Origin of the sequence: Algorimicrobium echini, from assembly GCF_900115185.1 — a bacterium.
Taxonomy (GTDB): Bacteria; Bacteroidota; Bacteroidia; order Flavobacteriales; family Flavobacteriaceae; genus Algorimicrobium; species Algorimicrobium echini.
Map to the genome: position 1 here is coordinate 795,427 of NZ_FOVN01000001.1, position 24,054 is coordinate 819,480.

The following is a 24,054-nucleotide window of genomic DNA, read 5'->3' on the forward strand; positions in this document are numbered from 1 at the left end:
AGATTAAAAATAGCTATGAAAAAATTTTACTTAAAATTTGGAATAACGTTTTTAACCATTGTTCTTTCGATGTCATTATATGGCCAAAATCGAAATTCAATTTGGCAAAAAGTTAATAAAAACGATATCCGAACCACTAATTTAGCGGAAAGAGAAACCATGCCAGAAAGGGCAGAATATTTTCAATTGGATTTAAACCAATTGAAGCAACAATTAACTCAAGCTCCTGATAGAAATGAGTTTTCTGGAGAATCAAACCTCATCATTAACTTCCCAAATGCTCAAGGTGAATTAGAAGGTTATCGTGTAAAAGAAGCTTCTATACTTGCTCCAGAATTGCAGAGTCAAGTTCCAAACATTCGTTCTTACATTGGAGTTAGTATCTCTAACCCTTCTGATGTAATTCGTTTTAGTGTAACCCCAAAAGGGCTTCACACCATGACACTTTCTTCTGAAAGAGGTACGCAATATATTGATCCCTACACTAAAGATTCAAATATTTATTTGTCGTACTCAAGACGTGATGTGTCACAAGAAAACAGACGTTTTGAATGTGCTGTTGAAGATGAAGGATTTCAGGGTGAAATTCAAATTGAAGATGTTCAATCTTTCAGAAATGCTAACGATGGTCAGTTAAGAAATTTCAGATTAGCATTGGCTTGTACCGTAGAGTATGCTGAGTTCCATTGGCTAGCTGCTGGTTTAACAGCTGCAGATTCTGAAACTGATAAGAAGAATGCTGTTTTTGCAGCGATGGTTGTAACCATGACTCGCGTAAATGCATTGTATGAAAGAGAGTTATCCTTAAACATGACAATCATTGCAAATAATTTAGATATTGTATTTATTAATGGAGATATTTATACTAATGACAGTGGTAGTGCTATGTTAAATCAGAATCAAACTGTTTTAACGAGTATTATTGGCGCTGCTAATTATGATATTGGTCATGTGTTTAGTACAGGTGGAGGCGGTGTAGCTATTCGTAGCTCACCTTGTACTTCTGCTAACAAAGCTAAAGGGGTAACCGGATTACCTTCACCAGTAGGTGATATTTTTGATTATGAATACGTTGCACATGAAATGGGTCATCAGTATGGCGCACCTCATACATGGAATGGTAATGTTGGCGGTTGTACTTCAGGTCAAAGAACGTCTTCTAGCGCTTATGAACCTGGTAGTGGTAGTACAATTATGGGTTATGCTGGTTTATGTGGTGATCAAAATGTACAAACATTTACAGATATTTATTTCCACCAAAATAGTTTACAATTGATTTGGAATAACATAACAACAGGGAATAGCCAATGTGCAACATTAAGCAATTCTGGAAATTCAGCACCAACTGCAGATGCCGGTGCTAATTATACAATTCCTGTTTCTACTCCTTATAAATTAACAGCTTCTTCAACAGATCCTGATGGAGTAAATGGTCACACATACACATGGGAACAATATGATTTAGGACCTGCAGGAGTACCAACTGAGACGACTACTTCGGGCCCTTTAGTTCGATCTATTACAGGTACGACAAACCCAGTGAGGTATATTCCAAATATCCCTGATTTATTACTTCAAGGTGGCTCAACCCAGTGGGAACGTTTGGTATCTGTTGCACGAAATATTAATTATAGAGTTACAGTAAGAGATAATGATGCTCGTGGAGGACAAACAGCTACCGATTTAATGACAGCAAATACAGTAACAGCTGCTGGCCCATTTTTGGTAACATCACAAAATACACCAGGTGTAACATGGAATCAAGGTGAAACTGAAACCATAACTTGGGATGTTGCTGGTACAAATGCTAATGGTGTAAATACCGCTAATGTAAATATTTTATTATCAACCGATGGAGGCTTAACTTATGATACTGTTTTAGCTTCCAATGTCCCAAATAATGGAAGTTACGATATTGTAGTGCCTAATGTTGTAGCACCTTTCTGCCGTGTCATGGTAGAAGCTGTAGGTAATATTTTCTTTAATATTAACGAAAATAATTTTGCTGTAGGTGTCACTGTAACGGAAACCTGTAATAATTACGAGTCTGGTGATATTTCGTTAGCAATCCCAGATGGTTTAGGAACCACTGGACCACAACAAGGACCACCTTTAATAAATTCTATTGTTGTTACAGAAGATGTTGTTATAGATGATAATATTACTTTTAATGTGGATATTTCACATACTTTCATTGGCGATTTTCTTATTCAAATTCAACACCCAGACGTTGCCACAAACAATGCCTTCGTTAATGTCTACGTTGGAAACTGTGGTAATAATGAAGATTTTAATGTAACTTTTGACTCAAATGGATCACCAATAGTTTGTGGATCTCCAACAGTTGGAACATATGCACCGGCTAACTCAATGGATATTTTTAATGGCTTAAGCTCTGCTGGTACTTGGCGAGTTGCTGTGGTTGATTTCTTTCAAGGAGATACAGGTGTTTTAAATGATTGGAGTATAGAAATTTGTACGACATCCTTAAGTACAGAGGAATTTGAAAGTTTAGACGATTTAACTGTATATCCAAATCCAAACAATGGTGACTTTAATGTGAAATTCAATTCAACATCTAATAACGATGTCATTATTGAAGTACTGGATATTAGAGGTAGAAAAGTGTTTGAAAATTCATATAGAAACACAGGTGTATTCAACCAATCAATTAAATTGGATAATGTGCAGTCTGGAATGTATTTATTGAATATTTCAGAAGGTAACCGAAAAGTAACCAAGAAGATTGTTATAAATTAATAAATAATTTATCTTAAAAAAAGCTCCTTTATAAAGGAGCTTTTTTTTGTTATATTCGGTATTATCTTTTTATTATGAATTTATCTTATTGGGAAAACAAAACATGGTTAAGCCAAGTTAATTATACTATTATTGGTAGTGGTATTGTTGGTTTAAACTGTGCATTACAGCTTAAACAACAGTTCCCAAATGCTAAAATTTTAATTCTTGAACGTGGTATGTTGCCACAAGGTGCCAGTACAAAAAATGCTGGCTTTGCCTGCTTTGGTAGTTTAAGCGAAATATTAGACGATTTAAAAACCCATTCTGAAGATGAGGTCATTGAACTCGTTCAAAAACGGATTAACGGATTAAATTTATTAAGACAAAACCTTACGGATAAAGCTTTAAACTATCAGCAATTGGGCGGTTACGAATTGTTTAATACCGATAATCAAGTACTTTATGAGAGGTGTTTATCTAATAAGGATGCCATTAATAATTTGCTGTTTCCAGTGTTAAAAGAATCGATATTTACACTTAAAGTAAATAACTTTGGATTTAAAAACATTTACAAACAACTTATTTTTAATCCGTTTGAAGGACAAATTGATACGGGTAAAATGATGGAGGCTTTATTGTTAAAAGTGCAATTGGCAGGGATTAAAATACTTAATAACGTGTTGGTGGAAGCCTTTACCGAAATGAATGATGCAGTAGATATAAAAACCAGTCATTTTCAGTTTAAATCCAATAAATTATTAATTGCAACCAATGGCTTTGCAGCACAATTAATAAATGAAGATGTAAAACCAGCAAGAGCCCAAGTGCTCATAACGAAACCGATTCCTAATTTAAAAGTAAAAGGAACCTTTCATTTAGATAAAGGTTTTTATTACTTCCGAAATATTGATAATCGAATCTTATTAGGTGGTGGTAGAAATTTAGATTTTAAGGGAGAAGAAACCACAGAAATGACTGAAACTGCCCTTATTCAAAATCATCTGGAACAGGTATTGCAAACGACAATTTTGCCTAATATACCTTTTGAAATTGATTATTGCTGGAGCGGTATTATGGGTGTTGGAAACCAGAAAAAACCAGTTGTAAAACAACTATCTAATCATGTTTATTGTGGTGTTCGGTTAGGCGGAATGGGTGTAGCAATTGGGAGTATTATTGGTAAAGAATTGGCACAATTAGTAGATTAATATGATTAAAAAACTATTCAAACTTATCCTTAAATGTATTTTATGGCTAATAGTATTATCAGTCGTTTTGGTGTTCGTGTTCAAATGGGTTCCAGTACCTATTACGCCATTAATGGTCATTCGTGGTGTTGAAGAATATCAAAAGGGTAACAAAATGAGTTGGGAGCATAAATGGGTTTCCATTGATGACATATCAAAAAATTTACAATTAGCGGTAATTTGTAGTGAAGATCAGAATTTTTTAAAGCACAATGGTTTTGATATACAAGCTATTGAAAAAGCTTTTGAAAACAATAAAAAGGGTAAGCGCATCAAAGGAGCAAGTACTATTAGCCAACAAACAGCTAAAAATGTTTTTTTATGGCCAAATAGGAGTTGGTTACGAAAAGGTTTGGAAACCTATTTTACCTTCTTAATTGAGCTAACATGGAGCAAGGAACGTATTATGGAAGTGTATTTAAATAGTATAGAAATGGGGAGTGGTATTTATGGTGCCGAAGCTGCAGCGCACTATTGGCATAATAAATCAGCAGCTAAACTATCGGCTATGGAAGCAGCTTCAATTGCCGCTATTTTACCAAATCCGTTAAAATATAAAGCCCAACCAGCTAGTAATTATATTGCAGGAAGAAAGTCTTGGATAGTAAAGCAAATGGGATATTTTGGACCATTAGATTACAACATAATCGATGAAAAAAAATAGAGCAATAAAAAGTGAATTATACCATTTGTGCTTACAGTCTTTAAACCAACGGTTAGGCGCAGTTCAGAGACAAATAACTGAAATTCAAGAAGCTTTAACTAGCGAAACCAAAAGTAGTGCTGGTGATAAACATGAAACGGGACGCGCTATGATGCAATTGGAACGTGAAAAAGCTGGTTTTCAGCTTTCTGAAATTCAAAAGCAACAAGACACGCTTGCTAAAGTGAACGTTTTAAAAATATCTGAAACTATTTGTTTGGGAAGTGTGGTTTTTACAACAAAATCTAATTATTTTATGGCTATTAGTGCTGGCGCGTTTTCAATTACTGATGAAATGTTTATGCTATTTCACCGAGTACACCAATTGGAAAATTATTATTAGGGAAAAAAAAAGACGATATAGTTTTTTTTAACAACCAGAGCATTCAAATTGTATCTATTATTTAGATATTTCTAAATAAACAATGTCACCTTTAGTCAGTTTTGAGGCATGTTCAAATACAATAGTTTTTGAGTTAAAGCTTGCTTCTATTAAAAAAAATGATCCTTTAAAATATGCGTTTTTAACCATGACTTTTATATCTGATTTATTTACCATTTTAAGCTGGTGAGCATATATAAATTGATTTTTTATTTGATTAAATTCGCCAAAAAAGGCAGCGACTAAAGCGCTTTCTGGATTTTTATAAAGATCTTCTGGTTTGCCTTGAGCCGCAATTGTTTGATTATTCAATACAATAATCTGATCAGCAAATCCTAATACGTCTTCTTGATCGTGAGTAGCAACCAAGCAAGCAATGTTTTTTTCTTTTAAATAGTTAAAAACACGACGTCTTAATGTCTGTTTTTGGAAGTTATCAATATGACTAAAAGGTTCGTCTAATAATAAAATTTCTGGTGTTTGTGCTAAAGCACGTGCCAAAGCCACACGTTGTTTTTGACCACCACTTAATAGTTTAACTTTGGTTTTAGCAAATTCAGTTAATTGAACAACTTCTAGGAGTTCTGCGGTACGATCTTTCTTTTCATTTGGAAAAAAATTTGAAAGGTGTTTACCAATGTTTTCTTCCACGCTAATAAAAGGCATGAGATTAAATTCTTGTGCCACGTATTTCATAAAATCATAACCTACAATCAAATTGTGTTTGGGACCGAGAATTTCGGTGTCTTTCCAAAAAATATGACCTGAATCCAAATCATATTCACCATAAAGGAGTTTTAAAAGTGTGCTTTTCCCAGAACCACTCTCACCAATAATTGCCGTATTAATACCTGGTTGAATGTTAAAATTTAGGGCTCGTAAAACAGGTGTTTTTTGATAGGCAAAATGGAGGTTTTTAACGTTCAGCATATTGCAAAAATACATCAAAAAAAATTCGCTTCTATAGGAATAAAAGCGAATTTATAATGTTGACTGGTTAATCTATTGTTTAATAAATTTTCTATTGATTACTCGGCCTTCAGATTCTAATCTTAAAATATAAAAACCGGTTTGTAATTTAGAAACATCTAAATTATTTGTATTCAATTTAGAGTTTAATACTTTTTTCCCATTCAAATCAAATACAGTGGCTATTTTACCACTAATTGAAACTGGTGTTGAAATATTTAAGATGTCTTCAACAGGATTAGGGTAAATAGTTAATCCTTCTAATTCGTAATCTTCAACGGAAAGCGATTCGCCCTCGGTCACACAAATTCTTTGGTTGATACTAGGATTTTGAATATTATCTACAACACCAGATGGCCAATAAATAATTAAATTATTAATAGTGGTTTCTGTTCCTAATCCAAAATGTGTATTTAAAGTACTCATATATCTAAACCCTTCTCCACTTCTAATGTCTCGAATTTGAATACCTGAAGGTGTATGAATTTCAACACGTGCGCCAATACCATTTATATTACTAAAGCCTTCAGAACCAATGGTACATATGCTAATCCAGTTGTTGTTATTTCCATTATTTATGTAAATGTTTCCATTACTAAATGCATCTATAAAACCATCATTGTTTAAGTCTCCAAATGAACCATTACTTCCCGATATTAAATTTTCATGAACTGTAAATGTTAAGTCTCCATTTCCAAATAGGATGTTACCATTGGACGCAATATCCAAATTTCCATCATTATCAAAATCATACGTTGCATTTTCAATTCCTGTATCAGACAACAAATAAACTCCTGAAGCGGCAGTTACATCTTCAAAAGTTACAGTTGTATTTCCTTGACCATCTGTTGTCAAGTTATTTCGCATCATTTTATGGGTGCCAGAACTAGCACCTACAAAGACATCCATGTCGCCATCATTATCAAAATCTCCCCATGCTGATGACCAAGTTTGCATAGGGTCAGCTAAAAATATTTCGGAAGCATTTTCAGAAAAACTACCATCACCATTGTTTTTGTGCATTTGATTCGTTCGTCTAGCTTCTTCACCACCACATTTAGCAATAAACATATCTAAATTTCTGTCGTTATCGTAATCAATCCATATTGATCCGTAATTTCCACCTGAATCATATAACCCTAATCCGCTAGGAACACCACCATTGCTGTTTTCTCCTTGATAGAATGTTAAATTCCCTTCGCCATCATTAATATAATAAACATTTGGTGCTACATCATGACAAACAAAGGCATCTAGGTGGCCATCATTATTAATGTCTACAAAATTAGATCGTTGCGAAAATACATACTCAGATCCAGAAAATTCTGTAAAAGTGCCATTACCATTTGAACGCATAAAAGTGACACCACTTCCACCACCATAAAGTAAATCTGTAAAACCATCTGCATTATAATCGGCTGCTGATAAACTCCAAGACGGTGTGTAATTTGCATAGGAAGTTTCAATATTCCTACTGGTAAAGCCGCCTTCGGTTTGTTGCTCATGGATATTAATATTGGTATTAGATACAGAAACAATATCATCTAAATGGTCTCCATTCATGTCTACGATAGCTCTATCTGAACCAGTTGTGGTTAAGCTACTGACAGCAAATGTAACGGCAGGCGGAGTTGGTGGATCACTTTCAATAATTTCAAAATCGAAGCCATCTCCATTCCAACGATTATCAAAAGCTATATAATACGTTTCACCTCCTGTAACATTTACGGAAGCAATGGATAAATATACACTACCGCTATCATCGTCTCCACCTTCGCAAACTAAAGCACCACACGTACCACTGTAAATATGTATTCGCGTGTCGCGTCCTTCATTTTGAGTCAAATCAGTTGAGACGGTTAGATAACTATCTGAATCAGGTATATATTTAAACCACTCTCCTAAACTACCTTCAAGGGTGTTATTACCACACAAAGGAATTGGATATTCACTACCGTTAATAATATCAATGCTGTAAACTCCTGGCTGTGTTATGGGTGTGTTAGCATCAGCTTCAGAACAAGAATTAGAGCTTGTTTGAGCTTGGATACTGGCAGCTGTTAATAAAGCAAATAAAAGTAATTTTGTTTTCATGACTGTGAGTTGTTAATTGCTAGCGACTTTTTAGTATTCTACTAAAGTAAGTATTTTTATTAATATTCTAATTTTCAATAGTTTATTGTTAATCACACCTGTCTGTTAAGGAATTTATCCACTCTGAAATTAGTGCAATACCTTCCGTATGTTGCAGGGTGCGTCCTAATAAAGGCATACGATACTGTTCTTCTACAGAGTTTATTCTGAAAACAACCACGGAACCATCAGCATTTCTAGGATTTATAATGAGTGGGTATGTGTCTCCAATGTTGGTGTCAGGCTCTACACAAATACCCATATTACTGGCAGTATCATTTTCGTTAAAGGCAAAGCGCATGGGTCTGTATTCGCAATAGCTTTCTTCTGAATGGCAATGCGCACAATTAATATCTAAATATGATCGCGCTCGCATTTGAAGGGATTCAGAGGTATCGTTCCAAGCAACCATAGTATCTATGTTTTCAGGATAATCTGGGTTTAAATACCCTACATCTACCCATTTTTGTAATTGATTTGTCAAGCCATCTTGATAAGTGTAATTTTTGTTTAAATTCTGTGGTTTTGGCCCAATTGGGATGGGTGTTCCAAATTTATTATGGCAGGTAAAACATTCAGCTCTTGCAGGTATACGATAATTCACATTTTTAATTATACCAGCTTCGTTCCAGTCTAAATTTACAAAGCTACCGTTGGTAGTAAAAGTGGCTTCGGTTTGTTCATCATTCCATACATATTCAGCAAACTCCCAACCACTATCTGTAAAGTACATGATTCGTGTTTCAATAATTTTGGTATTACCTGTTGGCATTACGTTATCGTAATAAAAATTCTTTATTAGAAATGTACCAATAGGAAAGTTTAAAGCAGTGTAATCAGTATCATAATTGGCTTTAGTTCCATTTGGCATCCAGACAAAACGTTTTTTATGGGCATAATCGCTGAATAACGGTGAATTTAAATCGTAGGGTATAACACCAGAAACTGGCTCTAAATTCTTTAATTGGCCTTCAAAAAAATTATAATCAGATAGAGTTGGATAAGGTAAAGCGTCTGGATTATAATTAACAGGTGATGCTGGTAAAATTGTTACTGTAACCGTAGCTGTGGCACAATTATTTTCAGATGAACAAATGGTATAAACAAAACTATCCGTTCCTAAAAAATTACTTGTTGGTGTATATTTAATTTTATCATCACTCGGATTATTGGGTGTATTATTATCTAAAATAGAAATGGTAGCATAGGTAGAACTAGTAACTGTTAAAACACCAGTTTCTGGAATATTGCCATCATTTCCAAGTACATCTATTTCTATAGAACCATTTTGAAATACTTGCGCTGTATCGTTTTGGGTTTGTATTTGTAGAGGGATATAAGTATCATCTTCTGATTTACATGAAATCAGAACACTTATAAAAAGTAATAAAAGAATATAGTTTTTTTTCATAACCGACTAAAAAAAGACGATTACGAATTTATGAAAAAATTTAACAATATTTTAGGTATTGTATGGTATTTAAATATTTATGATAAATAAATCCTAAATTAAATCATTTTTTATCAAGTATTCTGCAATTTGAATGGTGTTTGTAGCAGCTCCTTTTCTTAAATTATCTGCTACAATCCACATATTGATAGTATTTGGTTGCGATTCGTCTCTGCGGATTCTGCCAACAAAAACATCATCTTTACCATTTGCATAAATAGGCATTGGATAGGTGTTTACATCGGTATTATCTTGTAAAATAACACCTTCAGTTTCGTTTAGAAGTTTACGAACATCGCTTAAAGTAAAATCAGTTTCAAATTCAATATTTACAGCTTCACTATGGCCTCCTGCAGTTGGAATTCTTACGGCTGTTGCTGTAACGGCTATAGTTTTGTTATTAAGAATTTTTTGAGTTTCCCGTACTAATTTCATTTCTTCTTTGGTATAACCATTATCCTCAAAGACATCACAATGCGGTAAAGCATTTTGATGAATAGGATACGGATATGCCATTTCGCCAGAAATACCTGCCATTTCATTTTCTAATTGTTTAACCGCTTTTAACCCTGTTCCAGTTATAGATTGATAGGTTGAAACGACAATGCGCTTAATCTTATATTTTTTGTGAAGCGGAGCTAAAACCAGGACCATTTGAATGGTAGAACAGTTTGGGTTAGCTATAATTTTATCCGTTTTTGTCAAGCTTGATGCATTAATTTCAGGAACAATTAATTTGGTGTTAGCATCCATACGCCAGGCAGAGGAGTTGTCTATTACAGTGGTTCCTACGGCAGCAAATTTTGGAGCCCAATTTAAAGAGGTGTCACCGCCAGCTGAAAATAAAGCAATTTCTGGTTTTAATGATACGGCTGTTTCTAAACTAACAACTTGATAATTTTTATCACCAAAACGGATGGACTTACCAACAGATTTTTCTGAAGCAACAGTAATTAGTTCTGTTACGGGAAATTGGCGTTCTTCTAAAACTTTCAACATTACTTCGCCTACCATTCCGGTGGCACCTACAACGGCTACTTTCATCTCAAATAATTTTGGTACAAAACTAATTAATTATTAAGGTAATTGTTTAAAATAAAACATAAAAAAACCACTTCTGTAACGAAGTGGTTTAGGGTTAAAATATGTAATGTAGCGGTTACTAGGTATTATTTTTTTAATAAATCCCGAATTTCTTGAAGTAACTCATTATCAGTAGGCCCTTTGGGTGCTTCTGGAGCTGCTTCTACAGGCTTTTTAGTTTTATTGTATGCTTTAACAATCATGAATAAGACAAAACCAACTATAATTAAATTGATTATCGCATTAATCCATTCGCCATACATGATAGCATTTTCTGGAGTTGCTACTGTACCATCAGCGGCTAAAACGGCTTCATCTAAAATGATTTTCATATCTGAAAAATCAAGTCCACCTGAAAAATGACCAATTATTGGCATCATTATATAGGTTACAAACCCTTTAACGACCAAACTAACTGCACCAGCTAGTATTACAGCAACGGCAAGGTCTATGACATTTCCAGTCATTATAAATTTTTTGAATTCTTTAAGCATAATAGTTAATTTTAGTTAGTGATTTATGGTTTAAATTTAAATAAAAAGTTGAAAGTAAACCATTTGACATAATAATTATTTTAAAAAAACGCGTTTCACGCGTTGAGATATGGAGGTAATAATTTCATAAGAAATACTTTTTGCAGTTTCGGCAAACACATTAGCAGTTGGGTTAGTTCCAAAAATAATAACTTCATCACCTTCTTGACAAGCAATATTTGTAATATCCACCATAATCATATCCATACATACATTTCCAATAATCGGCGCTTGTATGTTATTAATGGTAACAAACCCTTTACCGTTACCATATTGCCTCCCAATACCATCTGCATGCCCAATAGGAATGGTAGCTGTTTTTGTTTGTTTTGTGGCAATAAATGCACGATTGTAACCAACGCTATCGCCTTTTTTAATTCGGTGGATTTGCGAAATAATAGATTTTAGAGTGGCAATAGGTGTAAAATGCTCATCTTCTATATCTGAATTTCCAAAACCATACAGGCCAATTCCAGAACGAACCATATCAAAATGTGCATCTGGGTAATTTAATATTCCAGATGTATTACAAAGGTGTAGCATGGGTTGGTACCCCATAGTTTTAGCAAAAGATTGGGAAATGGTTTTGAATAATTTAATTTGATTTTCAGTAAATACTTTTTCATTAAAATCTTCACTTGCTGCTAAATGAGAAAAGATTGACTTAACATGGATGCTTTTGGTGTTTTTTAATATTGAAGAAATTTTAGGAATTTCAGTACTATCAAAACCTAACCGGTTCAAACCTGTGTTAAATTTAATATGAACAGGATAGTTAGTTTGCTTTTTTTCCTCAGCAACCTTTATAAATTCGTTTAATACAAATGCGCTGTATAAACTAGGTTCTAAACAACGATCAATAAGTGTTTTAAAATTTACAGATTGTGGATGAAGTACTAAAATTGGTGTTACAATTCCAGCGTCGCGCAAGGCCACACCCTCATTTGTGTAGGCTACAGCAAAATAATCAACATTTAATGTTTCTAAATGTTTTGCAATTTCTGACGCATCACTGCCATAAGCAAATGCTTTAACTACAGCTAGTATTTTTGTTTGTGTGTTTGTCCGAGACTTTAAGTACTGAAAATTGTGCGTTAAGGCATTTAAATCGATTTCAAGAATGGTTTCATGCACTTTTTCCATTGGAGTCTTTTGAGTTATTTTCAATTTCTTCAGCATCGGTTACCTTCATATTTCTCACTTTATCACGTTGCATCGATTTATAATAAGCGGCACGGCTTAACGGTTCATATTCATCCACTTCACCCAACAATACAAGTGCATCGTTTTTAGATTTTCGGTAACTATATTGTGCTAAATTTCCAGTTTTGGTACAAATGGCATGTACTTTAGTAACATACTCCGCAGTAGCCATCAAGTTTGGCATTGGGCCAAATGGATTTCCTTTAAAATCCATATCTAAACCAGCAACAATAACGCGAATACCTTTGTTTGCTAAATCATTACATACCCGTACAATTTCATCATCAAAAAACTGCGCTTCGTCTATACCTATAACATCACAGCCGTCTGCCAGAATAGGAATATTTGCAGCAGCAGGAACTGGAGTAGAACGTATTTCATTTGCATCATGCGATACCACCATATCTTCGTCATAACGTACATCTACAGTAGGTTTAAAGATTTCAACTTTCTGTTTTGCAAATTGCGCACGTTTGAGTCTACGGATTAATTCTTCTGTTTTACCAGAAAACATGGAACCGCAAATAACTTCGATCCAGCCAAATTGTTCTTTATGATTTACTGTATTTTCGAGAAACATTTTGTAATTTTAACACTAAAATAAACGGATTGTTCGTTTTATATAAAGGTGGCGTAAATTTATTAAAAATCAAAAGCATAAATAGGTTTTAAAGATAAAAAGTTATGAAGAAGAAGTTAGAAGCGGAATTAATGAGTATTGCGCATAGAATCCTAAAATTAAAAGGCAAAGATGATTTGAATAAAATGCATCAAGAAGTAGCTACTTTATATGAAAAATTAACCGTTTTAAAATTTGCTAAAGAAAATTTTGAAGAGGATATTCCTACCATTGGAAACGATTCCTCGTTTTTCGATATGCTAGATGTGGCCTTTAATAATAAAGTAAGCGATACGATAGAATTTGAAGATAGAACCTATATTAATCTTGATGATTCTGAACATGAAGATATTATGGAGCCTGCTATTGAAAAAATAAAAGATATGGTCGCCCAAATGCCACATGAAGCACAGCTGGTAGATTCTATGGTTGAAAAAGCAACTTCCAAAACGAAAGTTCACAAAATTAATTTAGATGATATCACAGCTGGTTTTGATAATGAGCCCATTTTTGATCCTGTTAAAAAGGGAAATCCTAACTTAAAAAAATCACTTAATGACCAACTTAAAAAAGGAATCGTAATTGGGTTAAATGATAAAATAGCATTTATTAAGCACTTGTTTGATGGGGAAGCCGATGATTATAATCGTGTAATATCGCAAATAAATACCTTGAATTCAGTTGATGAAGTTCGGAATTTAATTTTCAATATTGTAAAACCAGATTATAATAATTGGGAAGGAAAAGAGGACTATGAAACCCGATTTATGGAACTTATTGAAAGTAAATTCGATTAATAATAGTGATTTCAAAAAACCATCTTTTTAATCATGATTTTGACAGTTCATATGCATCAAAAGCGTGGGAATTTAAACTGAAATTATAACGCTTTATGAAACTTTATATTGTTCCAACACCTATTGGTAACCTTCAAGACATGACCTTCAGAGCTATAGATGTTTTAAAATCAGTAGATTTAATCCTTGCTGAAGATACCCGAACGTCTGGAAAATTATTGAAGCATTTTGATATTAGCACACCATCTCAATCGCACCATATGCATAACGAGCATAAAACGGTTGATGGTTTAATCGATAAATTAAAAAGTGGTGTAACTATGGCATTAATTAGTGATGCCGGAACACCAGCTATTTCAGATCCAGGCTTTTTATTAACCAGAGCTTGCATTGAAAATAATATACAAGTGGACTGTTTACCTGGAGCAACAGCTTTTGTGCCAGCCTTAGTAAATAGTGGGATGCCGAATGATAAGTTTGTTTTTGAAGGCTTTTTACCCGTAAAAAAAGGGCGTCAAACACGTTTATTATTCCTTGCCGAAGAAACCCGAACCATTATCTTTTATGAAAGTCCGCATAAACTGATAAAAACGCTAACCCAATTTTGTGAATATTTTGGAGACAACAGACCTGTTTCTGTTTCTAGAGAACTCTCCAAACTCTATGAAGAAACTATTCGTGGCACAGCTAAAGATGTTTTAGAGTATTACACCAACAAACCGCCAAAAGGTGAAATTGTGGTTGTTGTAGGTGGTAAAAAGTAATTTATTTTAGATACTAAAGTGAAGAATCTACTTCAAGAAGTAAAAAAATGTACCATATGTAAAGACCATCTTCCTCTAGGACCAAGCCCCGTTGTTTCTGCCCATAAAAATTCCAAAATCATAATAATTGGTCAGGCACCAGGGACTAAAGTTCATGCTTCCGGAATTCCATGGGATGATGCTAGCGGAAAGCAATTACGGAATTGGCTAGATGTTACAAATGAGCAATTCTATAACCCAGAAAATTTCGCCATTATACCTATGGGTTTTTGCTATCCTGGAAAAGGGAAGTCGGGAGATTTACCACCTAGGCTAGAATGTGCACCACAATGGCATCATCAATTATTAGAGCAAATGCCTCATGTGGAATTAGTTTTACTCATTGGTATGTATGCACAGCGCTATTATTTAAAAAGTAATGCTAAAAAAACGCTAACAGAAACGGTGGATAATTTTCAAGCCTATTTGCCCATGTATTTACCCTTGCCACACCCATCGCCTAGAAATCGGTTTTGGTTAACTAAAAATCCGTGGTTTCAAAACGAAGTATTACCTATATTAAAAGCAAAAGTCCATAGCCTTATCAAATAAAAAATATATCTTTATTTTTCGGTTAAAACCCAATTACCATGATTAAAAATATTCTATTTCTTTGCCTTTTCAGTGTAACTTTTTCAAACATAATTCAAGCACAAGCCATAAAAAAACGAGTTACAAAAGAAAGTGTAGAGCAAACGGTTATAACTAGTTTTTCGGGCGATTTAGCTTACGAAACCACTGCATTTGTTGAACAATATTGGCGTGTAGTTGGAAATACAGGATTTAATGAAAGTATTTTTTTCATCGCTAAACATTTAGAAAATGCTGGCTTTGTTTTAGAAGAAAAATCAAAACCAAACAACCGACTTACCTACCGAATTGAAAAGCGTCCATTAAAAAATCCGACTTGGGAAATGGTGGATGCCCTCATAACTTTTAATAGCAAAGAAGCACCGCTTTTAGACTATAAAACCAACCGAAATATGGTGGCTTTAAATTCTTACAGCACACCAAAAGAAGGCGTTTCCGCAGAAGTTGTTTATGTAAAGGATGTTCAGAAATTAAAAAAAATGGATGTGAAAGGGAAAATTGTTTTTGCTGAAACAAGTCCGTCACGCATTTATAATGATGCCATTGTTAATGGAGGTGCTATTGGATTAATGACCTATGATAACCCATCCTATTTACAACCAGAAAAAAACACAACCTCTATTCAATTTCGCTCCATTCCTTTAAATTCTAAATTAAAGCCTTGGGCAATTGCCTTGTCCTATCAAGCTAAAGAGCGTTTAAAAGAAGCGCTTTTAAAAGGGCCAATTACCTTACATGTTCAAATAGAAACTAAAATATATGAATCGGAAGAACTAACAATTGTTGCTGATATTAAAGGAAATAAACTACCTAATGAGCGCTTGGTTTTTAGTGCGCATGTTCAGGAACCTGGTGCCAATGATAATGCTACAGGAGTTGGTGTGGCTCTAGAAATGGCAACGCTTTCAGCAAAGTTGTTGCAAAATAACACATGGAATCCTACCAGAACATTAACCTTTCTTTGGGGAGACGAAATTGTGTCTACAGGACGTTATGTGCAAGAAGATAAAATGCGTGCTCAACATATAAAATGGGGAATTAGCTTGGACATGGTTGGCGAAAATACAGACATCACAGGTGGTTCATTTTTAATTGAAAAAATGCCGGACCCTAGTGCTATTTGGACACGTGGTAATGATAAACATTCCGAATGGGGCGGCAGTAAAATGAGTTTAGACCAAATGAAACCCCATTATTTAAACGATATTGTAATTGGTGAATTTGAAGCTCAAGGCAAACGTGCCAATTGGGAAGTTAATACTAATCCGTTTGAAGGAGGAAGCGATCACATGCCTTTTTTACGAAGTAATATTCCAAGTGTCTTGTTTTGGCATTTTACCGATCAGTTTTATCATACGGATAACGACCGATTGGATAAAGTATCTAAAGAAACGCTTAAAAATGTAGGGACAGCGTCATTGCTATCTGCGTATACTTTGTTGAATTCTGATGCAACAACTGCTAAAACAATAATTACCCATATTGAAACCGCAGCTATTTCCAGATTGCATGAAGAATTAAAACAAGGAAAAATAGCCATTAAGAAAGGTGATAAGCTTGCGGAACAAATTGAAATTATTAAAGCTTGGGAAGATTGGTATGTAAAAGCCATTGCCACAACAATTGATATGTCGCCAGAAGCAACGTCTTTAAAAGAAGCTATTGAGAAAGCACAAGCTTCGGTTCGGGCAACTTCAGAAGCTGCGCTTTTGGAGTTGAGTAAATAAAAACCTCACTATTTTTAGTAAGGTTTTATCTAATTTCTAACAGCAAAGCGGTCTAAAATCTAGGTTCTAATCACACGTGTTTCCCAACCTCAAAACCATGTTTTCCTAAAAATTGATTTCCACTTTCTATGGCGTCATGTTCTAAAGTTGTTCCCATGCTGTCATTCCATCTATTTAAATAGCCAAACAGTGAAATAACGCCCAACATTTCTACAATTTCGCCTTCATTCCAATATTGGTGTAAGCGCTTTTGAATGGTGTCATCCACCGCATTTGGCACTTGACTTGCGACTAAACTAAAATCGAGGGCAGCACGTTCGGCTTCCGAAAAAGCTGGATGTGTTCTATAGTCCCAAATATTATCTAACTGTTCCTGTTCTGCACCATAGCGTTCCGCAGCACGAATGGCATGAGCTTGACAATATCTGCAACCTGTTGCGTTGCTTGAAACCCAGGCAATCATGCGTTTTAAAGCAGATGTTACACGACCTTCATTGGCCATAACCGCTTTGTTGAGGTTTATAAATGCCTTGGAAATTGCCGGTCTGCGTTGCATGGTTAATACAGAGTTTGGACAAAAACCTAGTGTTTCATTAAAAAATTCGGCTAACTCTTTAGTTTCTAAATCGTGGTCTGCGGATAATGGTGTTACAAGTGGCATAGTCTATTTTTTTATTGGTATTTTTGAATAAACAAGCAATATTGAACTGAAAACAGTTTTAATTTATGCCTATTTCAGAATTAAGTTATAATCCTAACCAGTAACAAAAAAATCAACATACATGGCAAATACAAATAAAGTAATCACACATTGGAAAGGGAATCTACAATTTGAATCGGATAACCCAAATGGGAAAACGGTTTTAATGGACACCAGTCCAGAACATGGTGGTCATAGTTCAGGCTTATCACCAAAAGCTATGATGCTTTCGGCTTTAGCAGGTTGTTCAGGATTGGATGTGGTGTCTGTTTTAGATAAAATGAAAGTACAAGTTTCCGATTTCCGAATGGATACCTATGGCGAACTAACCGATGAGCATCCTAAATATTACCATAGCGTTTCTGTAGAATATCATTTTTATGGTGACAATCTAGATGAAAATAAAATTAAAAAAGCAGTAAATTTATCTGTGGAAAAATACTGTGGTGTTATGGAAATGTTTCGAAAATTCGCTACTATAAACACATCTATTCATTATCATGTAACTTAATGAAAAATAGAATTTTAATATATGTATTTGTAGTAATCAGTTTGGTGTTTAGGATAAATATAATTACATTTATGTTAAATAATTCTTAATTAAACCCAAATTTATTATGAAACACATGTATTTATTATGTATTATGGGGCTGTTTTTAGCAACGTCCTGTTCTACTGAAGAATCTTCTCCAATAGAAGGAGAATCGATTGCTTCTTCACAATTAGCCAAAAAAGAAATGTCCGTTGAAATGGAAAATTTTCGAGATGCTATGATTGTTTGGATGAAAGCAAAACACAATCCAAATGCTTCAAAGAGCACAGAAAAAAGCAATCGCATTTTGATGGAAGAATCTAGACTGTTGTTGGAGTCCAATGGGGCACAACTCGAAACAGTAGATGGAAAGCAAGCTTTAAATGAGAATGAAATCATTTCTAAAGCCATGCGCCTTTATGCCCAAAAAACACGTGTAACTTTAAATCAACAACCATGAAAAAGCTATTTTTACTACCTTTAATGGTATTGTTTTTTAATGCCTTGTTGGCTCAAAAAACACTGTATGTCTATAATTTTTCAAGCTATCCTATAGAAATGGGGTCACTGGCTACATTGCCAAATAATGCTATAACACCAGGAAACCCTGGAAATACTGGATGCCAAATACAATACCCCAATCTCTATGGTTCGGTTGGCTATATACTTCCAGCAGGAAATACCTATGTACTTGAGAATTTAGACAGTGCAACGCGATTTCCTTTTTACTCACCTGATTCCGTTCCTGAAATTACGCAATGGTTGGTAAGTACCAGTTCTACTAATACATTTAGTCTTAACAGTACTAACTCATGGTTAGCTTACGGTAATGGGCAACAATTTCACTATTTAAAGTTTGAGTTTGAAAACCCTAGTGATTCAGGTGGCGGCAATATAGGGACGACAGACTACTGCAATACAGGTTTTGTACAAGATGCTATAGTTAGTTCTAATGGGTCTATGGCTGCATATTATTCAGAAAATTTAGTTGGCTCTATAACTGAATATGTAATAATAATCCTTGATAACTAATGTTATGAAACCATTCATCACATGTTTACTTTTGTTTGGCATATTCCATAATGGGGTGTGCCAAACATTCCCTTATGAGCGTGAATGGGGAGCTTATATAGAAACCACAGCGCGTCCCAGAGCCCACGCCATAGATAATGAAGGCAATATCTATACTGTAGGTTTTGCAGATGATACCGATATATTGCCTACAACAGCTATGTCTCACCAACCCAATTATGGAGGCGGGCAAGCTGACGGCTTTATTATCAAGTATAATAAGGATGGCGATTATCTATGGGGAACTTATTTTGGAGGTGAAGATTTTGACGTTATAGAGGGTATTGACATAGACAATAGTAATAATATAGTTGTGGTGGGTTATACCTATTCTACAACAGGCATAGCAACCTCTGGCGCGTTTCAAGAACAGCCTACCGATCGTGGTGGTGGTGCTTTTATAGCCAAATTTACTGCAGATGGCAACCAGCTTTGGGGCACGCATTTTTATAATGCCGCTACCCGTCCAGACGACAACGAACCTTTCAACTTTACTACAGATTTTCGGTCACAACAATATATTAAAGCTGGTGTAGCTATAAATAACGCTGATGAAATTTTTATTTATTTATCAGATTACGTTAGCCATCAAACAAGTGATAATATTACAACTCTAGATGCTTTTCAAACAGACTCCTATGATGCTGGAACAACAATAAGTAGGTTTTCGCCTTCGGGAGATAGAGTTTGGACTACCTATTATGGCATAAACGGTTCTGATATTACTGGAATTGCTGTAGATGACTCGGGGCTGTATGTGGCAGGCACTAAAGAAGACTTCCCTACTTCGCCTTATGTGCCCAATACCTATTTTGATACCTTTGGGGAGTACGAGTTTTCTTTTTCCAATATCCATGACGCTTTTGTATCCCGCTTATCATTAGATGGGAGTACCCGACTGTGGAGTCGGTATCTGGGAACCTCTGGAGTAGAATTTTTAGGGATGTCGCCTTTGGTTTTAGATGAAACGGGACTGTATATTGCTGGTCAATCTGGAGGGAATACCGGTGGTGACACATCAGGGATGGCTACAGCAGGAGCTTATAAGGAAACAAATGGTTGTGGTAATGGGTTTCTAGCCAAATTAAACCGTTCTGGCGAGATAGACTGGCTTACCTATACGCTGGATTGGGTAGAAGAAGCCTATGAAGGCAGCACGATTAGTTGTGGAGGAAGTAGTGTTAGCCATGTTTATAGAATAAAATCGGTATTCTCGGCAAAAGATGGCGTGTATTTTACCGGGCAAACAAGTATGTATGTGGATATTGCCACCGAAGGTGCTTTTATGGAAAGTCTTTATGGAAATACTTTGTATGGACAATATGATGCTTTTATTATGAAGTTTTCTACAGAAGGCGAACGCGAATGGGGTACTTATTTGGGTGGTGAGGATGACGAAAGTATTCCTTGGGTTTTTCCTTTTGAGGATGCACTTTACGTCGCAGGAAGAACGTCTAGTTCTGAAAACATTGATACTTTAGAAAGTACATATTTAGAAGGTTCTCAAGGATATATAAATAAATTTTCACCAAGTAATTTAAGTGTGGCAGAATCAGCTACGTCACCTTTTGCTATATATCCTAACCCTGCTAATGATGTTTTGTATATTAAGTTAAATGACAACATGCAATCTTATTCCAGTTCTTTTAAAGTTTATAATGTTGTAGGTCAAGAAGTTCTAAATACAAAGCTTCATACTACTGAAAGCAATCAAAAAGTTGATGTTTCTGGGTTGTCTTCGGGTGTTTATATTGCTTCATTAGTTTATAATAACCAAGTATTTACGCATAAAATCATTATCGAGTAAACAGGTACATGCCATATAGTATTTGGCGTTAAAGGTCAATTTAAAAGTCTAAAGGTGTCATTGAAAAATTCTTACCTTTAGGCTTTTATCATTTACCTTATCAATTAGAATTCAACTCATGCGCTGGACCATTAAACCAAAACCGGAACCTAAAAAAGTAGCTGCTTTGCAAAAAGCACTCAAGATGGAACCCATTGTTGCTAGCTTACTATTGCAACGTGGGGTAGAAACCTATGACGCTGCCAAAACATTTTTCAGGCCAAGTTTAACAGATCTACATAATCCATTTTTAATGAAAGACATGGATGTAGCGGTGTCACGAATTGAAAAAGCACTAGAAACTGGCGAAAACATTATGGTTTATGGTGATTATGATGTGGATGGTACGACATCAGTCGCCTTAATGAGTTCTTATTTAAAAACCCGAACTGAAAATGTAGCAACCTATATTCCTGATAGATATGATGAAGGATATGGTGTGTCTTTTAAAGGTATTGATTTTGCAGAAGATAATGGATTCTCGCTCATTATTGCTTTAGATTGTGGCGTAAAAGCTATTGATAAAGTGGCTTATGCCAACGAAAAAGGCATTGATTTTATTATTTGTGATCACCACAGACCAGGAGCAGAATTACCAAAAGCTATTGCTATTTTAGACCCTAAACGAGACGATTGCTCGTATCCATATAAGGAATTGTGTGGGTGTGGTGTTGGGTTTAAACTCATTCAAGCTTTAGCTGCTAAACAGGGGCAAACAACTGCCGATTTAACCGAATATCTCGATTTAGTAGCTACAGCAATTGGTGCTGATATTGTTCCTATAACGGGTGAAAATCGCGCATTAGCTTCTTTAGGTTTAGATGTTATTAATAGTAATCCTAGACCAGGTATTCAAGCTATAATTGCTGAAGTAAAAAAGGAACATTTAACCATTACCGATGTGGTATTTATTGTGGCGCCGCGCATTAATGCCGCTGGACGCATGAAACATGGTAATTATGCGGTGACTTTATTAACGGAAACCAATCCTGAATTAGCAAAAAGTTATGCCGAAGAAATTGAGTTTTTTAATACCGATAGAAAAGAAACCGATAAACAAATTACCCTTGAAGCGCTTCAGCAAATAGAAACCAATAATGAGCAAGACGGTTTTACAACCGTTGTATATCACGAAGCTTGGCACAAAGGTGTTATTGGTATTGTAGCGTCTCGATTAATAGAAACCTATTACAGGCCAACTTTGGTGTTTACCAAAAGTGGTGACAGGTTAGCAGCTTCAGCACGATCGGTTAGTGGTTTTGATGTGTACAATGCTTTGGAAGCCTGTGCAGATCATATTGAGCAATTTGGTGGACATAAATATGCAGCTGGATTAACCTTGAAATCCGAAAATTACGAAGCTTTTAAACAAGCTTTTGAAGATGTGGTTTCAGAAACTATTGACAGATCCTTATTAACACCAGAAATTAAAATTGATGCTCAAATTGAATTAACTGATATAACGCCGAAATTTTACCGCATTTTAAAACAATTTGCACCATTTGGACCTGGAAATATGTCACCAGTTTTTATGACAGATAACCTGTGTGATACTGGTTATGGCAAATGTGTAGGTACGGACGAAAGTCACCTACGGATTACAGTAACCAATCCAGAACGTTCCAATAAATTAGTTGGTATAGGTTTTGGTTTAGGAGATAAGCTGGATTTAATTACAGATAAAAAACCATTCTCTGCAGTCTACTCTATAGATGAAAATCATTGGAATAATCAAGTGTCCTTGCAATTGAAATTACGAGATATTAAATAATATTACTAGCTTATTTTCGTTCATTTGATATGACTAAATTTTTATTCTTTTTATTACTACTAACTTTTCAATTAGCAGTGTCTCAAAATTTAGTAAGAAATCCAAGTTTTGAAGATTTTGAAAAATGTCCTTGGAAATTAGGCATGTTCAATAGTAATGTAAATTATTGGTCTTGCCCAAATCATGGTTCTACAGATTTTTTTAGAGCCTGTGGTAATACAAATGAAACAAACCAAAATTATAATGGTGAGCAAACACCATTTTTAGGTGATGCGTATGCTGGAATGTACTGCTATGCTGAAGATGATTACCGCGAATATATTCAAGGCGAATTGAAGGAGAAACTACAGGCAACTGAAACCTACACAATTCAATTTTATATCAGTTTAGCCGAAAAATCATCGTTTTCAATTAAAAACATGGCTGTTTTATTTACTGACGAACGCATTGGTGCTTCAACCAAAAGTGCATCAATTTTAAATAGTCCGAAGGGAAGTAATCAAAAGTTTGGTAACCTTTCAAAGAAATTTATTAATCCAGAAGCACTGAAAATCCAAAACAGCCTAATTCAAAAAGATACGTTAATTCCTTTTTATAATGATACGAAGGAATGGATGCAGGTTACTTTTACTTATCAAGCAACAGGTTACGAACAGTTTTTTACAATAGGAAATTTTAAAGCGAACCAAGAGACAGCTATCAACCAAGAAAAACCTGAATTTAAACATCCGTTTACCTATTATTATATTGATGCTATTTCAATTGAATTAATAAAAAACACCTATGAAACGAATACACTATATACTTTTAAAAATGTCCTTTTCGAATTTGATAAGGCTAATTTATTGGAGGAATCGGTTGAAGAATTAGATAAACTTTATCTCCATTTAAAAGGAAATCATCTTAACGTTGAAATTTATGGGCATACAGATACTGTAGGAATAGAATTACATAATGAAAAACTATCTGAAAAACGAGCAAAAGCAGTTTCAGATTATTTAATAAAAAGTGGTTTGGAAGCTTCCAGAATTCAATGGTTTGGTTATGGTAGTTCAAAACCTATTGTTGATAATACTTCAGAAGAAAATCGGGCATTAAACCGTCGGGTAGAATTTAAACTTATAAAATAATTAACGGTTTTAATACTGTTAT

The 24,054-nt window shown here is 34.7% G+C and carries 22 protein-coding genes; 14 read left to right on the forward strand and 8 right to left on the reverse strand.

Features of this window, described 5'->3' with window-relative positions:
• Positions 1–15: 15 nt before the first annotated feature.
• The 4 genes from BM239_RS03590 to BM239_RS03605 all read left to right on the forward strand — a co-directional run bounded on the left by BM239_RS03590 (position 16) and on the right by BM239_RS03605 (position 5,035).
• The gene (locus BM239_RS03590) at positions 16–2,760 is read left to right on the forward strand and encodes a zinc-dependent metalloprotease (protein WP_092206256.1); all 2,745 of its coding nucleotides are present in this window, start codon (positions 16–18) and stop codon (positions 2,758–2,760) included.
• Positions 2,761–2,834: 74 nt separating this feature from the next.
• Positions 2,835–3,950, forward strand: coding sequence for an NAD(P)/FAD-dependent oxidoreductase (locus tag BM239_RS03595; protein WP_092206257.1), 1,116 nt, complete (start codon positions 2,835–2,837; stop codon positions 3,948–3,950).
• Position 3,951: 1 nt separating this feature from the next.
• Complete coding sequence (gene mtgA / locus BM239_RS03600) at positions 3,952–4,653, forward strand: monofunctional biosynthetic peptidoglycan transglycosylase (RefSeq protein WP_092206258.1); 702 nt, start codon at positions 3,952–3,954, stop codon at positions 4,651–4,653.
• A complete protein-coding gene (locus BM239_RS03605) occupies positions 4,640–5,035 on the forward strand; it encodes a 3-oxoacyl-ACP synthase (protein WP_317042714.1) in 396 nt (131 codons plus the stop codon). Before mtgA ends, BM239_RS03605 begins: the two co-directional genes overlap by 14 nt.
• A gap of 57 nt (positions 5,036–5,092) precedes the next feature.
• On the opposite strand, the gene BM239_RS03610 is transcribed toward BM239_RS03605, so the two are convergent.
• The 7 genes from BM239_RS03610 to BM239_RS03640 all read right to left on the reverse strand — a co-directional run bounded on the left by BM239_RS03610 (position 5,093) and on the right by BM239_RS03640 (position 13,025).
• Positions 5,093–6,004: an ABC transporter ATP-binding protein gene (locus BM239_RS03610; protein WP_092206259.1), complete on the reverse strand. Its 912-nt coding sequence runs from the start codon at positions 6,002–6,004 to the stop codon at positions 5,093–5,095.
• Positions 6,005–6,076: 72 nt separating this feature from the next.
• Complete coding sequence (locus BM239_RS03615) at positions 6,077–8,137, reverse strand: FG-GAP-like repeat-containing protein (RefSeq protein WP_092206260.1); 2,061 nt, start codon at positions 8,135–8,137, stop codon at positions 6,077–6,079.
• Positions 8,138–8,225: 88 nt separating this feature from the next.
• A complete protein-coding gene (locus BM239_RS03620; protein ID WP_092206261.1) occupies positions 8,226–9,587 on the reverse strand; it encodes an Ig-like domain-containing protein in 1,362 nt (453 codons plus the stop codon).
• A gap of 93 nt (positions 9,588–9,680) precedes the next feature.
• A complete protein-coding gene (locus tag BM239_RS03625; RefSeq protein WP_092206262.1) occupies positions 9,681–10,670 on the reverse strand; it encodes an aspartate-semialdehyde dehydrogenase in 990 nt (329 codons plus the stop codon).
• A 125-nt stretch (positions 10,671–10,795) separates the two neighbouring features.
• On the reverse strand, positions 10,796–11,203 hold the full coding sequence (mscL, locus tag BM239_RS03630; RefSeq protein WP_092206263.1) for a large conductance mechanosensitive channel protein MscL: 408 nt from the start codon (positions 11,201–11,203) through the stop codon (positions 10,796–10,798).
• A gap of 75 nt (positions 11,204–11,278) precedes the next feature.
• Positions 11,279–12,385 (reverse strand): alanine racemase, encoded by a 1,107-nt coding sequence (alr, locus tag BM239_RS03635; protein ID WP_092206264.1) that lies wholly within the window; start codon positions 12,383–12,385, stop codon positions 11,279–11,281.
• Positions 12,369–13,025, reverse strand: a complete 657-nt coding sequence (locus tag BM239_RS03640) for a thymidine kinase (protein WP_092206265.1) — start codon at positions 13,023–13,025, stop codon at positions 12,369–12,371. The genes alr and BM239_RS03640 overlap by 17 nt, the downstream gene beginning before the upstream one ends.
• A 104-nt stretch (positions 13,026–13,129) precedes the next feature.
• Between BM239_RS03640 and BM239_RS03645 the strand changes: the two genes are divergently transcribed.
• The 4 genes from BM239_RS03645 (at position 13,130) to BM239_RS03660 (ending at position 16,982) form a co-directional block, all read left to right on the forward strand.
• A complete protein-coding gene (locus BM239_RS03645; protein WP_092206266.1) occupies positions 13,130–13,861 on the forward strand; it encodes a hypothetical protein in 732 nt (243 codons plus the stop codon).
• Between the two features lie 95 nt (positions 13,862–13,956).
• Positions 13,957–14,625 carry a 16S rRNA (cytidine(1402)-2'-O)-methyltransferase gene (rsmI, locus tag BM239_RS03650; RefSeq protein ID WP_092206267.1) on the forward strand — a complete coding sequence of 223 codons (669 nt, stop codon included), beginning with the start codon at positions 13,957–13,959 and terminating at the stop codon, positions 14,623–14,625.
• Between the two features lie 18 nt (positions 14,626–14,643).
• Positions 14,644–15,216, forward strand: a complete 573-nt coding sequence (locus tag BM239_RS03655; RefSeq protein ID WP_092206268.1) for a uracil-DNA glycosylase family protein — start codon at positions 14,644–14,646, stop codon at positions 15,214–15,216.
• Positions 15,217–15,254: 38 nt separating this feature from the next.
• Positions 15,255–16,982 carry a M28 family peptidase gene (locus BM239_RS03660; protein ID WP_143094880.1) on the forward strand — a complete coding sequence of 576 codons (1,728 nt, stop codon included), beginning with the start codon at positions 15,255–15,257 and terminating at the stop codon, positions 16,980–16,982.
• Between the two features lie 70 nt (positions 16,983–17,052).
• On the opposite strand, the gene BM239_RS03665 is transcribed toward BM239_RS03660, so the two are convergent.
• A complete protein-coding gene (locus BM239_RS03665) occupies positions 17,053–17,643 on the reverse strand; it encodes a carboxymuconolactone decarboxylase family protein (protein ID WP_092206269.1) in 591 nt (196 codons plus the stop codon).
• A gap of 121 nt (positions 17,644–17,764) precedes the next feature.
• On the opposite strand from BM239_RS03665, the gene BM239_RS03670 reads away from it, so the two are divergent.
• The 6 genes from BM239_RS03670 to BM239_RS03695 all read left to right on the forward strand — a co-directional run bounded on the left by BM239_RS03670 (position 17,765) and on the right by BM239_RS03695 (position 24,032).
• Entirely contained in the window at positions 17,765–18,193 is a 429-nt protein-coding gene (locus tag BM239_RS03670; protein WP_092206270.1) for an OsmC family protein, read from the forward strand.
• Positions 18,194–18,299: 106 nt separating this feature from the next.
• Positions 18,300–18,674, forward strand: coding sequence for a hypothetical protein (locus BM239_RS03675; protein ID WP_143094881.1), 375 nt, complete (start codon positions 18,300–18,302; stop codon positions 18,672–18,674).
• Positions 18,671–19,246: a hypothetical protein gene (locus BM239_RS03680; RefSeq protein WP_092206272.1), complete on the forward strand. Its 576-nt coding sequence runs from the start codon at positions 18,671–18,673 to the stop codon at positions 19,244–19,246. Before BM239_RS03675 ends, BM239_RS03680 begins: the two co-directional genes overlap by 4 nt.
• Before the next feature lie 4 nt (positions 19,247–19,250).
• Complete coding sequence (locus BM239_RS03685; RefSeq protein ID WP_143094882.1) at positions 19,251–21,092, forward strand: T9SS type A sorting domain-containing protein; 1,842 nt, start codon at positions 19,251–19,253, stop codon at positions 21,090–21,092.
• A gap of 118 nt (positions 21,093–21,210) precedes the next feature.
• Entirely contained in the window at positions 21,211–22,902 is a 1,692-nt protein-coding gene (gene recJ / locus BM239_RS03690) for a single-stranded-DNA-specific exonuclease RecJ (protein WP_092206274.1), read from the forward strand.
• Positions 22,903–22,931: 29 nt separating this feature from the next.
• Entirely contained in the window at positions 22,932–24,032 is a 1,101-nt protein-coding gene (locus BM239_RS03695; protein ID WP_092206275.1) for an OmpA family protein, read from the forward strand.
• The last annotated feature ends 22 nt before the right edge of the window (positions 24,033–24,054 follow it).

Excerpts from the sequence above, each read along its gene's own strand:
- BM239_RS03665 (WP_092206269.1), bottom strand. The coding sequence starts at position 17,643 with ATGCCACTTGTAACACCATTATCCGCAGACCACGATTTAGAAACTAAA.
- BM239_RS03620 (WP_092206261.1), bottom strand. The coding sequence starts at position 9,587 with ATGAAAAAAAACTATATTCTTTTATTACTTTTTATAAGTGTTCTGATT.
- BM239_RS03605 (WP_317042714.1), top strand. The coding sequence starts at position 4,640 with ATGAAAAAAAATAGAGCAATAAAAAGTGAATTATACCATTTGTGCTTA.
- BM239_RS03660 (WP_143094880.1), top strand. The coding sequence starts at position 15,255 with ATGATTAAAAATATTCTATTTCTTTGCCTTTTCAGTGTAACTTTTTCA.
- rsmI (WP_092206267.1), top strand. The coding sequence starts at position 13,957 with ATGAAACTTTATATTGTTCCAACACCTATTGGTAACCTTCAAGACATG.
- BM239_RS03645 (WP_092206266.1), top strand. The coding sequence starts at position 13,130 with ATGAAGAAGAAGTTAGAAGCGGAATTAATGAGTATTGCGCATAGAATC.
- BM239_RS03595 (WP_092206257.1), top strand. The coding sequence starts at position 2,835 with ATGAATTTATCTTATTGGGAAAACAAAACATGGTTAAGCCAAGTTAAT.
- BM239_RS03695 (WP_092206275.1), top strand. The coding sequence starts at position 22,932 with ATGACTAAATTTTTATTCTTTTTATTACTACTAACTTTTCAATTAGCA.
- BM239_RS03685 (WP_143094882.1), top strand. The coding sequence starts at position 19,251 with ATGAAACCATTCATCACATGTTTACTTTTGTTTGGCATATTCCATAAT.
- BM239_RS03680 (WP_092206272.1), top strand. The coding sequence starts at position 18,671 with ATGAAAAAGCTATTTTTACTACCTTTAATGGTATTGTTTTTTAATGCC.
- BM239_RS03640 (WP_092206265.1), bottom strand. The coding sequence starts at position 13,025 with ATGTTTCTCGAAAATACAGTAAATCATAAAGAACAATTTGGCTGGATC.
- BM239_RS03615 (WP_092206260.1), bottom strand. The coding sequence starts at position 8,137 with ATGAAAACAAAATTACTTTTATTTGCTTTATTAACAGCTGCCAGTATC.
- BM239_RS03675 (WP_143094881.1), top strand. The coding sequence starts at position 18,300 with ATGAAACACATGTATTTATTATGTATTATGGGGCTGTTTTTAGCAACG.
- BM239_RS03625 (WP_092206262.1), bottom strand. The coding sequence starts at position 10,670 with ATGAAAGTAGCCGTTGTAGGTGCCACCGGAATGGTAGGCGAAGTAATG.
- BM239_RS03610 (WP_092206259.1), bottom strand. The coding sequence starts at position 6,004 with ATGCTGAACGTTAAAAACCTCCATTTTGCCTATCAAAAAACACCTGTT.
- alr (WP_092206264.1), bottom strand. The coding sequence starts at position 12,385 with ATGGAAAAAGTGCATGAAACCATTCTTGAAATCGATTTAAATGCCTTA.
- recJ (WP_092206274.1), top strand. The coding sequence starts at position 21,211 with ATGCGCTGGACCATTAAACCAAAACCGGAACCTAAAAAAGTAGCTGCT.
- mscL (WP_092206263.1), bottom strand. The coding sequence starts at position 11,203 with ATGCTTAAAGAATTCAAAAAATTTATAATGACTGGAAATGTCATAGAC.
- mtgA (WP_092206258.1), top strand. The coding sequence starts at position 3,952 with ATGATTAAAAAACTATTCAAACTTATCCTTAAATGTATTTTATGGCTA.
- BM239_RS03590 (WP_092206256.1), top strand. The coding sequence starts at position 16 with ATGAAAAAATTTTACTTAAAATTTGGAATAACGTTTTTAACCATTGTT.
- BM239_RS03670 (WP_092206270.1), top strand. The coding sequence starts at position 17,765 with ATGGCAAATACAAATAAAGTAATCACACATTGGAAAGGGAATCTACAA.